The sequence below is a fragment of the Streptomyces sp. OfavH-34-F genome (assembly GCF_022347745.1).
In the GTDB taxonomy this organism is placed as follows: domain Bacteria; phylum Actinomycetota; class Actinomycetes; order Streptomycetales; family Streptomycetaceae; genus Streptomyces.
On sequence record NZ_JAKRGC010000203.1, the window covers coordinates 1 to 11,539 of the forward strand.

An 11,539-nucleotide genomic window follows, 5' to 3' on the forward strand; every position below is an offset into this window, starting at 1 on the left:
GGGCCGCCCGCACCGTGACGGCCGGCCCCGGCGCGTGCGCTACCTTCCTGGGGACATGGACGACGAGGCCGAGCCACCCTTCATCGACCCGGAGTCGGACTACCCGTGCTGCTGGTTCTGCCCGGCGCTGCGGCTTCCGCGCACCGGGTTCCTCGTCGCGGACCGGCCCAGCAGGGACTGGCCGTTCGACGCGGCGGACGGGTTCCGGTACACCACCGGGACGCGGACACCGGTCTGCGTCCACCCCGGCCGCGTCGGCCTGGCGGCGGAACTGACCGCCCCGACGTACACGGACCCGCCGCTGCCCCCACTCGACCCGGACGGGCCGGGCGGCCGGCGCGGATGGTGGCGGCGCGGACGGTCCGGTCCGCGCACCGGTCCGGCACATCGGTAGCCTGGGGCGTCATGATGCGAGTCTGGTGGGCGCCGATCCTGTTGCTCGTCTCCGGCGGCGTCCTCGCCGCCAGGCTGTTCACGGACGGGAGCCCCCTCCGAGGAGCTGCCGTCCTGTCGGCCTTCGCGCTGGTCGCGGGCCTCATCTCGCCACTGGTGTTCCCCAGGTCGGTCACCGCGGCGGAGGCCCACCGCCGCAGCGCGGCCGACGGCCGGCCGATCGTCTTCTGGCGCCCGGGGTGCGCGTACTGCCTGCGACTGCGCTACGCGGTGCGCCACCGGGCCCGCCGCCTGCACTGGGTCAACATCTGGCGCGACCCGGAGGCGGCGGCGGAGGTACGGGCCGCCAACGACGGCAACGAGACCGTCCCCACGGTCCTCGTGGCGGGCACGGCCCACACCAATCCGAACCCGAGCTGGCTGCTGGCCCAGCTGACCCGGCCGTCGCAGCCCTGACCCGCAGTCCCGCACCGCCCCGGCCGGCCCCGCCGCTCTAGACCTCCACCCCCAGCCGCTCCGCCACCACGCCCAGCGCCGGGCCGAGCGGCAGCTCGATCCGGGTCACCGCCTGCGCGTCGCCCCGCGTCGGCCGACGGTTGATGATGAGCACCCGCTTCCCGGACCGCGCCGCCTGCCGGACGAACCGGAGACCCGACATCACCGTCAGCGACGACCCCAGGACGAGGAGCGAGGCCGCCTCGTCCACCAGCGCCCGGCAGTGCGCGACCCGCGCGGCCGGCACCGACTCGCCGAAGAACACCACGTCCGGCTTGAGGATGCCGCCGCAGACCGCGCACGGCACCACCCGGAAGTCCCCGACCTGCTCGTCCGTGAGGTCGGCGTCACCGTCCGGGTTGATTCCTGCCGCCACCGGCCGGAACCCCGGATTGGCCTCCTCCAGCCGCCGGGCCACCTCGTGCCGGGCGACGTACGTGCCGCAGGTCAGGCAGACGACCCGGTCCAGGCCGCCGTGCAGCTCCACGACGTCCTCGCTGCCGGCGGCCTGGTGCAGGCCGTCCACGTTCTGGGTGATCACTCCGGTGAGCGCCCCACCGCGCCCGAAGGCGGCCACCGCCCGGTGGCCCGCGTTCGGCCGGGCCCGCCGGAAGGTCTTCCAGCCGAGGTGGCTGCGCGCCCAGTACCGGCGCCGGGCCCCGGGCCCCGAGACGAAGTCCTGGTACGTCATCGGGGTGTGCCGGCTGAGGCTGCCGCCCTCGCCCCGGTAGTCCGGGATGCCGGACTCCGTGGAGAGACCGGCCCCGCTGAGCACCAGCACCCCGCCTGCGCCGAGCGCCTCGACGACGGGTTCCAGATCGGTGGTGGCGGGCGGCAGCCCTTCGGTGGGAGTCCAGCTCAGAGTGGGGCGCATGCGCATGGTCCCAGGGTACGGAACCGGCCCGGCACCGCCCCGTCGTCACGACAGCAGCTCGACGTACCCGTCGGTGCCGTGCACACGGATGCGCTGCCCGTCGCGGATCAGCCGGGTGGCCCCGCCCACCCCCACGACGGCCGGCAGCCCGTACTCGCGGGCGATCACCGCGCCATGGGTCATCTGACCGCCCACCTCGGTCACCAGCCCCGCGATCCCCACGAACAGCGGTGACCAGCTGGGGTCCGTGAACGTGGTGACGAGGATGTCACCCGCCTCCAGATCGGCGCCGGACACATCGGGGATCACCCGGGCCCGCCCCTCCACGGTGCCCGCCGAGACCGGCAGACCGGTCAGCGCGCCCTCCGGCACGTCGTCGCGCCGGTACGCCCCGTGCAGCGCCTCGCCGTCCGAGGTGAGCACGCGGGGCGGGGTGAGCCCGGCGAACACCCGGAACTCCTCCTTGCGCCGCCGGATCAGCGCCTCGTCCACCTCGTGCGTGCGCACCGCGTCCCGGAACTCCTCGAAGGTGAGGTGGAAGACGTCGTCGCGCTCGCCGAGCACCCCGGCGTCCACCAGGCGCTCCGCCTCGCGCAGGAGCGCCTGCTTGTAGAGGTAGGTGCGGCAGACGATCCCGTACTTCGGGTACTCCCGGTACCCGATGAAGGTCCGCACCCGGTCGATCATCCGCTTCGTCTCGCCAGCCTTCCGGTCGCCGTCCGGGAGGGCCCGCAGCCGCGCCAGCACGTCCCGCTCCTTGGCGAGGGCCTTGCGCCGGCCCTCCTCGAAGCGCCGGGCGGCGGCCCCGGGTGCGAACAGCCGTACGTTGTCGAGGATGACGGGCACCAGCGCGGAGGGCCGCTCGCTCCAGCGGGGGCGGGTGATGTCGATCTCGCCGACGCACCGCATGCCGTACCGGTCGAGATACTCCTCGATCGCGGCGCGCGCCCGCCTTCCGCCGTCCACCTTCGCCAGGCCGTCCAGGAAGCCGTCGTCGTCCCCGACGCCGCGCAGATACGCGACCGCCTCCGGGTGCGGACGGATCGCGTCGGCCACGTCGAGCAGGGCGAGGCCCATCTCGGACGTCACGTTGCCGGGCGCGGACAGCGTCAGCGTGTCGGCCGCGTTCTTCTCGCCGAGCCACTCCCACAGCCGGTCGTTGAGCCACCACGTGGCCTCCATCCCGGCCATGATCGCCCGCATGGAGAGGGGGTCGCCGAGGACCCGCTTGTGCTCCTCGAAGGCGGCCGACAGGAAGTTGAACAGGGCCGGTCCGGTGTGCGTACGGATCTCGCGCTCCAGCGCGGCGACGGACTCCTCGCTGCGGGCGACCAGTTCGCGCACCACGGCCGGATCGGTCTCGATCGGATCGGGGCCGCCGCCGGCCGCCGGCTGCGGGGCGCCGGCCGCCGGTTCCGGTTCGGGCCGTGAGGGTACGAAGCCGGGGCGCTCCAGCACGGTCTCCAGGGCGTCTCTGACCAGCGGGTCGCCCCGGCCCATGAGGTCCAGCAGACCGGGGCGCACGGAGGGCGACGCGAGACGCGGGGTCACGTCCACGAACAGCCGGCCGCCGGCCTCAAGCATCGGGGCCATGGCCGTCAGCCGCCACATCGAGAGCCCCAGGGTCTTCATCGCGTCGGTCATCATCTGCTGATGCCCCACGGAGACGTAGACGTGGTTCTCCCCGTCGGCCGCCTCCGGTACCGGGAACAGGGTGGTGATCGGGCGGCTCTGCACGATGCGGAAGCCGCCGTCGGCCAGACACCACTCGATGTCCTGCGGGCACCCGAAGTGCGCCTCGATCCGCCGCCCGAGGCGTACCAGCGCGAGCACCTGTGCGTCCGTCAGGGCGGGCTCCTCCCGCCGTCCCGCGCCGACCGGCACCCGGCGCGTGCCGCCGCCGGCCACGGGCTTGACGGCCCGCTCCTTGACCGCGATCGACCGGTGGACGATCTCACCGCCGCGCACCCTGAAGACGTCCGGGTTCACCAGACCCGACACCAGGGCCTCCCCGAGCCCGAAACCGGCGTCGACCGTGGCGTCCTTCCGGTTGCCGGTCACCGGATCGGCGGTGAAGAGGATGCCGGACGCCTCCGGGAACACCATCCGCTGCACGACCACGGCCATCCGCACCGCGCGGTCGTCGATGCCGTGGCGCCGGCGATAGGTCACGGCCCGCTCGGTGAACAGCGAGGCCCAGCACCGGGTGATGTGCCGCAGGACCGCCCGCGTCCCCACCACGTTCAGGAACGAGTCCTGCTGCCCGGCGAACGAAGCCGCCGGCAGATCCTCCGCCGTGGCGCTGGAGCGCACGGCGTACGCGGCGTCCGCGCCGTGCCGGGCCAGCGCCCCGGTGACCTCCGCCGCCACCTCGTCCGGCAGCGCGAGTCCCCCGACGGCCCGCCGCAGTCCGGCGCTCAGGTCGCGGATCGCCTCCCGGTCGTCCGCGTCCACCCGCCCCAGCCGGCCGCACAGTTCGTCCACCTCCGGCGCCCCGGCCACGGCCTGCCGGAAGGCGTCCGTGGTGACACAGAAGCCGCCGGGTACCCGTACCTCCTCGATCCGCGACAGCGCGCCCAGGTGCGCGCCCTTGCCCCCGACGAGCGCGATCGGCGCGCCCTCGGACTCGTCCAGCTCCCACACGTACCGCTCGCGCACGCAGGTCCTCATTTCCGCATTTCCGCAGGTCGGGGTGGTCAGGCCGACGATTGTGCGGCACCCCCCGGGCCTTGCGGCAAGCCCCCCGGTGCGCTATACGTTGAGTACGGCAGGGAGATGGTTCTCCCTGCCTTCGCCTTTGTACGCGGGTGGGGCGGACCGCCGGCCGGCGGCGCGCGCGACCGGCACCCCGCCGGACTACGAAGCGCCCCTCGCCCTCCGCAGCAGGACCGGCCGCAACCGGCTGTACCCGCGCACCGACACCGGCCGCAGCGGCCGGAGCGCGTACGGCGCCATCCCCGCCAACTCACCGGCGAGCGCGGTGTTCACGAGCACGGACGCGGGGCGGGCCACGGCCGTGAGCCGGGCCGCGATGTTGACCGCCGCGCCGTACACGTCCCCGAACCGGCCGATGACGGGGCCGTGGGCCAGCCCGGTGCGCACCTGCGGCAGCTTCGGGTCCGCCTGGGCGCGCGCCGTCAGCTCCAGCCCGATGTCGGCGGCGCCGGCCGCAGACTCGCACACGAACAGCACCTCGTCCCCGATGGTCTTCACCACCTCGCCCCGGCCCTCGGCCACCACATCGCCGGTCACGGTCTCGAACCGGTCGAGCACCCGCACCAGTTCGGCCCCGTCCAGGCCCCGGCTCATCCGGGTGTAGCCGACCATGTCGGTGAACCCGACGGCCCTCTCCCGGACGTGGGCGCCGTCCCCGGCGGTCCCCGCCGCCACGCCGTCCGGGCGCCCCTCGGCGAAGGCGTGCCCGGCGTAGGCCACCAGGTGCCGGTGCCAGACGTACCGCTGGAGGCGTTCGATCTCCGGCAGGAGTTCCGCCATCCGGTCCCACAGGGCCCGGCCGCCGGGGGAGTGGTCCCCGTCGCGGGCCATCCACTCCCGCAGGGTGTCCACCTGCCAGTCGGCGAGCCGGGAGAGGTGGTGGCCCAGGGCGCGGGCCATCATCGCCTCGCCGTGCTCGGTGACGAGCCCGGCCGCGATGAGGCGCTCCCCGGTGCGCAGGGCCTCGACGTCGGCGTCGGTGAACACCCGGGCCCCGTCGTCGACCGCCGGGAACCCGAGCGCGCGCCACACCCGTACGGCCCGCTCGAACTCCACCCCGGCCCGCGCGGCCACCTCCCGCCGCGTCCAGACCCGGCCCCCGCCCAGCAGGACCTCCTCCACGGAGCCCGGTAACCCCTCGCCGTCCGGCGGCTCCACGGGATGCCCGGCGCTCACGTGGTGTGCACGATCAGGACGTCCAGACCGGCCTTCCTGGCGACGTCCGCGGGCACGGAGCCGAGGATGCGGCCCGCCAGCGAGCGCAGGCCCCGGTTGCCGACGACGAGGAGGTCGGCGGAGCACTTCCGGGCGGTCCGCACGAGCGCGGGAACCGGCTCGCCCTCCACGGCGACCGTGCGCACCTCGACCGCCCCCTGCAGCCGGGCCCGGTCCCGGGCGGTCAGCAAGGTGTCCTCGGCCGGCGCCGAGCCCACCACCTGGTACGCCTCCGCCCCCAACTGGTCCTGGGCGACGGCCAGTTCCTCCCCGCGCATGGGTGCGTACGCGCAGGTGATCACAAGCTCGGCCCCGCACACGGCAGCGAGCCGCGCGGCGGCCTCGACGGCCGCGAACGACGATTCCGATCCATCCGTGCCGACGAGGAGCGTCCGGTAGGCGGTCAAGGCAAACTCCTTACTCCGAAGTAAACTTACTTCAAAGTAAGGTACGGCCGCGCGTGACACCGGGCAAGGGCGGGACGGGTGGGCTCGCTCACCGTCCCGGAAGGCCCACGGGGCGCGGCAACCGGTGGGATAGGGTTCCCCACCATGGCCGAACCGACCACCGTCGACCGCGACTTCGCCCCCTGGCCACCCGCGCCGATCCGCACCGCACGCCTCGTGCTGCGCGCGGCCGAGGCCCGCGACCGCACGGCCTTCGTGGACCTGCTCTCCTCCCCGGAGGTCCACACCTACCTCGGCGGCCCGCGACCGCGCGAAGCCTGCGAACGCGCCCTGCCCGCGACACCGGGCCGCCCCGGCTGCTTCGTCGTCGATCTCGACGGCGCGATGATCGGCCTCGTCGAACTCAAGTCCCGCGACCTGGACGCCCCGGACACGGTCCGCCCGGACCTCGGACGAACCGAACTGGGCTACCTGCTCCTGCCGGAGGCCTGGGGCCGCGGCTACGCCACCGAGGCATGCGAGGCGGCCCTGTCCTGGTACGCCACCTCCCACCCGGACACCCCGGTGGTCCTGACGACCCAAACCGCCAACACCCCCTCGATGCGCCTGGCCACCACACTCGGCTTCACCGAGGCCCACCGCTTCGAAGCCTGGGGCGCCCCCCAGTGGCTGGGCGTCCGGCACGCCGCAGGGCGGACCCCGCAGGGGCGCTGAGGGCTGATCAGGCCGTTGTCCAGAGCAGGCCGCCCAGGAGGTGGGCTCGGAAGGCGGGGTCGGTGTAGGCCGTGGGGGCGTGACCCAGGGCGGTGTAGAACGAGCGGCCGGTGCCGGAGTCGCGGCACCAGGCGACGGGGTGGTCGGGGCCCATCGTGCCGCCCTCGTAGGCGGTTTCGTCGGCGGTGGCCAGGACGCGTACGCCGGGGCGGTGGCGCGGGTTGGCGCGGAAGTCGTACCACTCGTCGTGCCACTCCCACCTCGGCGGCAGATGGCGCGTCGCCGGGTGGTCCGGGTCCTCGACCACCACGGTGCCGGGCTGGAAGGGCGGATGTCCGGCGAAGCGCGCGCCGAGGAGGTCCCCGTAGAACGGCCAGCCGTACTCGGTGCACGTGGCGGAGTGGACGCCCATGAAGCCACCGCCGTCCGTCACCCAGCGCCGCAGCGCCTCCCGCCCCGCAGGGGTGAGCACGTCACCGCTCGTGGACAGGAAGACCACCGCGCCGCGCCCCGCCAGGGAGGCGTCGGTGAAGACCGAGGGGTCCTCCGTGGCCTCCACGGCGAAGCCGTGCTCCTCGCCCAGCTCGCGCAGCGCGGCCCGGCCGGCCGGGATCGAGTCGTGGCGGTAGTCCGTGGTGCGGGTGTAGACGAGGACGTCCGACAGGTGGCCGGTGCGGTGCATTCTGAGCCTCCGGGGTCTCGGGTTGCCGTCAGCGGGCGGTCAGGACCGCCACCCCGTCCCGGGCGAGCCGCGTGAGAACCGCGTCGTCGGGGGAGGCGTCGGTGATCAGGCCGGTGATCTTCCCCCAGGGCAGGACGCGGAACCGCGAGGCCGTGCCGATCTTCTCGGAGGAGGCCAGGATGTACGTGTCGGCGGCCCGCGCCGCCAGCGCCCGCTTCATCGCCGCCTCCTCCGCGTCCCCGGTCGTCAGCCCCGCCTCCGGGTGCACACCGGTCACCCCGAGCAGGCACAGGTCCGCGGACACGTTCTGCGCGGCCTCGACCGCGGCGGCGCCGCACGTCACCGCCGAGTGCTTGAAGACGCGGCCGCCCAGCAGGAAGAGGTCCGCCGCCGGATGGTCGAGCAGGGCCGCCGCGATCGTCGGGCTGTGCGTGATCACCGTGCAGGAGAGATCGCGCGGGAGCGCCCGCGCGACGGCCAGCGCGGTGGTCCCGCCGTCCAGGATGACCGCGCCCCCCGCCGGGACGAGCCCGGCGGCCACCGACGCGACCCTGCGTTTCCCGTCCGGGGCCACCGTCTGCCGCGCCGCGTAGTCCGCCGTCGCCGGCGAAGCGGGGAGCGCCCCGCCGTACACCCGCTGGCACAGCCCCTCGGCGGCGAGCTCGCGCAGATCCCGCCGCACGCTGTCCTCCGAGATCCCCAGCTCCGCCGCGACGTCCTTGGCGAGAACCTTGCCCTGCGTCGCGAGCAGCCGCAGCAGGTGGTTGCGCCGTTCAGCAGCCAGCATTCGCATTCTCTCCTGTTCTTGCACGTTTCTGCGTGTATCGTAGCGCGCCATGACCGACACACCTCTGCCCGGGCCCACGACCGCCGGGCCCGCAGGAGCGCCCGCGTCCCCCCGCCCCGGCGTCGACACCCCCGACCATCGCGGCCGCACCGGGCTCGACCGGGCCGGACGCGACCTCGCGCGCAACCCCGGCGTCCGGGTCCGCGACGTCGAACTCACCTCCCGCGGCTGGCACGTCCTGCGCCGCACCACCTTCGACTACCGCCGCCGCGACGGGCGCTGGGAGACCCAGACGCGCGAGACCTACGACCGGGGCAACGGCGCCGTCGTCCTGCCGTACGACACCGGGCGCGGCGTGGTCCTGCTCAGCCGGCAGTTCCGCTACCCCGCCTACGTCAACGGCCACCCTGACGGCATGCTCATCGAGGCGGCCGCCGGGCTGCTCGACGAGGACGACCCCGTCACCGCCATCCGCCGCGAGGCCGCCGAGGAACTCGGCGTGACCCTCGGCCCCCTCACGCACGTCCTCGACGCCTACATGAGCCCCGGCTCCGTCACCGAACGCCTGCACTTCTTCGCCGGTCCGTACACCCCGGCCGCCCGCACGGGCGCCGGCGGCGGGCTGGAGGAGGAGGGCGAGGACATCGAGGTCCTGGAACTGCCCTTCGCCGAGGCCCTGGCCATGACCAGGGACGGCCGCATCACCGACGGCAAGACCGTCCTGCTCCTGCAATGGGCGGCCCTGGACGGCCCGTTCGCCCCGAAGCCGGACGCCGCCGCCGTCCGTACCGGTTGAGCAACCGTTGACGGCACCCCGGACACCGCCGACGGCACGCTCCCTAGACTCGGCGGCATGAACAACCTCACGTGCACCCACTGCGGAACCGTCGGCCTCGATGACGGTTTCATCGAGGACGCGGGCGACCACTCGCGCGGGTACGCACGCTGGATCGAAGGCGCGCTGGAGAGGGGCATCTTCGGCGGCGCCAAGCGCATGGGCCGGCCGCGCCGCCAGATCGAGGCCTTCCGCTGCCCCAAGTGCGGCCACCTCGAACTGTTCGCCACCCACCCGGCGTAGGGCCGGGCAGCCCCGGGCCGGCACCCGTCGCCCCGGGGCCCACGCTTCCGACTTGACCCTCACGCAGCGTGAGGCCACAGGGTGGCCCCATGAGCGACTACTACAACGCCTTCGAGATGAGCCCCGTACCCGCGCCCGGCCCGGACGCGGTCGCCCCGGAGCCGTTCCGGGGCATCTACGGCATGCCCGCCTTCGTCACCATCCCCACCGCCGACCTGGCCGCGTCGGCCGACTTCTGGGTGCGCGGTCTCGGCTTCTTCGAGCTGTTCGGCGTACCCGGCACCCTGGTGCACCTGCGCCGGTGGGCGTTCCAGGACGTCCTCCTGGTCGCGGCCGAGTCCGTACCGGGGCAGCCACCCGCGATGAGCTACAGCTTCGCCGGCGTACTCGACCAGATCGAGCCCCTCGCCGAAGCCTGCCGCGCACTGCGCCCGGGCTCGGTCGAGGGCCCCCGTGACACCCCGTGGAACACCCGCGACGTGGAGGTCATCACCCCGGAGAACGCACGCGTCGTCTTCACCGCGGCGAAGCCGTACGACCCGGCGAGCGAGGCGGCACGCAACCTCGCGGCCATGGGGATCACCGCCCCCGAGGACGGGCACGGCGACAATGAGAAGCATGCCCGACACCACTGACGCAGCCGAGGGCCTGACCGTCGGCCAGGTCTCGAAGCGCCTGGACGTGACGGTCCGGGCGCTCCACCACTGGGACGAGACCGGCCTGGCCAGGCCCTCGCTGCGCACCGCCGCCGGATACCGCCTCTACACCGCCGCCGACCTGGAACGCCTGCACCGCGTCGTCGTCTACCGCGAACTGGGACTCGGCCTGGACAAGATCCGGCACGTCCTGGACGACCCGGACTCCGACGTGACCGGCGCCCTGCGCACCCAGCGCCGCCAGGTCGCCGAACGCATCGAGCGCCTCCAGCAGCTCGGCACCGGCCTCGACCGGATGATCGAGGCCCACGAGGGCGGCCTGCCGCTCACCCTCGAACAGCAGGCCGAGATCTTCGGCCCGCGATGGGACACCGAGGGGCCCGCCGAGGCACGCCGCCGCTACGGGGACACGACGCAGTGGCGGCAGTACGCCGAGCGCGCGGCCTCCCGCAGCCCGGAGGAGTGGCAGGCCGTCACCGAAGAGGTTGCCGCCCTCGACCGCGCCCTCGCGGACGCGATGGACGCGGGCGTCGCACCCGGCAGCGCGGAAGCCGGCCGCCTCGTCGAGCGGCACCGCGAGGTCTTCGCCTCGTACTTTCCCCTCACCCGGCAGATGCAGGTGTGCCTCGCCCGCATGTACGAGTCGGATCCGGGCTTCGCCGCCCACTACGACGGCGTCCGTCCGGGCCTCGCCGCATGGTTCCGCCGCGTCGTCGACGCCGACGCCCGCGCCCACGGCATCGACCCGGACACGGCGACCTGGGAGGGAGAGTCCTAGCGGGTCGGTCCCCGCCCCCTCCCTGTGCGCGGCAGGGCAGGGGGCACGGCACTCATTCCGGCGAACGCCCGACCAGCCTGCGATCTCGGCCGGTTCCCCTGGAACGCACCGATGACTTCCGCCTCCCGGGACGGTCTACCGACCACACGACCGCCGAGAACGGGAGCGCCATGTCCACCATCCAGCCAGTGATCCTCACCGCCGACCCGGACACCCTGCTGGCCTTCTACACACGGCTGTTCGGCGCCGAGGAGATCTTCCGCATCCCGGAGAAGGGCCCCACCTTCTACCGCGGCCTGCGCATCGGCGACACCGACCTCGGCCTGGTGACGAAGGACCGGTCCGAGGAGGAGCCCGGTGCGGGGCCGCGCGTCCTGCTCAGCATCGCCGTGAACGACGTGGACGAGACGTTCGACCGGGTGACGGCCCTGGGCGGCTCGACCCAGGGCGGCCCCACCGACATGCCGTGGGGCCAGCGCGTGGCCCACATCAAGGACCCGGCGGGCAACGCGATCAACCTGACCCAGCCGGTTCCGGGGCGGTGAGGCTACGCGGGGTGGCCCCCGGTGTCCGCCGGCGCGTCCGGCGGGGGAGTCAGCGGCAGGAGTTCCGGGCGCTTCGCGGTGCGGCTGTCGCCCGACGAACGGCCGCGCAGCCGGCGGCCGAGCCACGGGCCGAGGAACCCGCCCACCCAGCGGGCCTCGGCCGCCACCACCTGCCGGAGCGGCGGGACCGCCCGGGCGGG

General features: G+C 74.2%; 14 protein-coding genes and 1 pseudogene. 8 read left to right on the forward strand and 7 right to left on the reverse strand.

Annotated elements, in window-relative coordinates:
* Positions 1–394: hypothetical protein (locus MHW47_RS24350; RefSeq protein WP_374230141.1), on the forward strand; the 394-nt coding region annotated here is incomplete at its 5' end.
* Between the two features lie 11 nt (positions 395–405).
* Positions 406–849: a glutaredoxin domain-containing protein gene (locus tag MHW47_RS24355; protein WP_239225913.1), complete on the forward strand. Its 444-nt coding sequence runs from the start codon at positions 406–408 to the stop codon at positions 847–849.
* Positions 850–886: 37 nt separating this feature from the next.
* Here MHW47_RS24355 and MHW47_RS24360 read toward each other — a convergent pair whose 3' ends face one another.
* The 4 genes from MHW47_RS24360 to MHW47_RS24375 form a co-directional block, all read right to left on the reverse strand.
* Complete coding sequence (locus MHW47_RS24360) at positions 887–1,768, reverse strand: NAD-dependent protein deacetylase (RefSeq protein ID WP_239225914.1); 882 nt, start codon at positions 1,766–1,768, stop codon at positions 887–889.
* A 39-nt stretch (positions 1,769–1,807) separates the two neighbouring features.
* On the reverse strand, positions 1,808–4,420 hold the full coding sequence (gene rph / locus MHW47_RS24365; RefSeq protein WP_239225915.1) for a rifamycin-inactivating phosphotransferase: 2,613 nt from the start codon (positions 4,418–4,420) through the stop codon (positions 1,808–1,810).
* A 198-nt stretch (positions 4,421–4,618) separates the two neighbouring features.
* On the reverse strand, positions 4,619–5,653 hold the full coding sequence (locus MHW47_RS24370; RefSeq protein WP_239225916.1) for an adenylate/guanylate cyclase domain-containing protein: 1,035 nt from the start codon (positions 5,651–5,653) through the stop codon (positions 4,619–4,621).
* Complete coding sequence (locus MHW47_RS24375) at positions 5,650–6,099, reverse strand: universal stress protein (protein WP_239225917.1); 450 nt, start codon at positions 6,097–6,099, stop codon at positions 5,650–5,652. Before MHW47_RS24375 ends, MHW47_RS24370 begins: the two co-directional genes overlap by 4 nt.
* A 144-nt stretch (positions 6,100–6,243) precedes the next feature.
* On the opposite strand from MHW47_RS24375, the gene MHW47_RS24380 reads away from it, so the two are divergent.
* Entirely contained in the window at positions 6,244–6,813 is a 570-nt protein-coding gene (locus tag MHW47_RS24380) for a GNAT family N-acetyltransferase (protein WP_239225918.1), read from the forward strand.
* 7 nt (positions 6,814–6,820) lie between these two features.
* Here MHW47_RS24380 and MHW47_RS24385 read toward each other — a convergent pair whose 3' ends face one another.
* Positions 6,821–7,495 (reverse strand): ThuA domain-containing protein, encoded by a 675-nt coding sequence (locus tag MHW47_RS24385; protein ID WP_239225919.1) that lies wholly within the window; start codon positions 7,493–7,495, stop codon positions 6,821–6,823.
* A 28-nt stretch (positions 7,496–7,523) separates the two neighbouring features.
* The gene (locus MHW47_RS24390; protein WP_239225920.1) at positions 7,524–8,282 is read right to left on the reverse strand and encodes a DeoR/GlpR family DNA-binding transcription regulator; all 759 of its coding nucleotides are present in this window, start codon (positions 8,280–8,282) and stop codon (positions 7,524–7,526) included.
* Between the two features lie 49 nt (positions 8,283–8,331).
* Here MHW47_RS24390 and MHW47_RS24395 point away from each other — a divergent pair, with 49 nt between their 5' ends.
* From MHW47_RS24395 to MHW47_RS24415, 5 genes are all read left to right on the forward strand, one after another.
* Positions 8,332–9,078, forward strand: a complete 747-nt coding sequence (locus MHW47_RS24395; protein ID WP_239225921.1) for an NUDIX domain-containing protein — start codon at positions 8,332–8,334, stop codon at positions 9,076–9,078.
* A gap of 57 nt (positions 9,079–9,135) precedes the next feature.
* Positions 9,136–9,360, forward strand: coding sequence for a hypothetical protein (locus tag MHW47_RS24400; RefSeq protein WP_239225922.1), 225 nt, complete (start codon positions 9,136–9,138; stop codon positions 9,358–9,360).
* Between the two features lie 89 nt (positions 9,361–9,449).
* Positions 9,450–9,995 carry a VOC family protein gene (locus MHW47_RS24405; RefSeq protein ID WP_239225923.1) on the forward strand — a complete coding sequence of 182 codons (546 nt, stop codon included), beginning with the start codon at positions 9,450–9,452 and terminating at the stop codon, positions 9,993–9,995.
* Positions 9,979–10,794 (forward strand): MerR family transcriptional regulator, encoded by an 816-nt coding sequence (locus tag MHW47_RS24410; protein WP_239225924.1) that lies wholly within the window; start codon positions 9,979–9,981, stop codon positions 10,792–10,794. Before MHW47_RS24405 ends, MHW47_RS24410 begins: the two co-directional genes overlap by 17 nt.
* A gap of 170 nt (positions 10,795–10,964) precedes the next feature.
* Positions 10,965–11,339, forward strand: a complete 375-nt coding sequence (locus MHW47_RS24415; protein ID WP_239225925.1) for a VOC family protein — start codon at positions 10,965–10,967, stop codon at positions 11,337–11,339.
* A 2-nt stretch (positions 11,340–11,341) separates the two neighbouring features.
* Here the strand turns inward: MHW47_RS24415 and MHW47_RS24420 are convergent.
* Positions 11,342–11,539 (reverse strand): annotated as a pseudogene (locus MHW47_RS24420) (SGNH/GDSL hydrolase family protein); the annotation flags it as partial.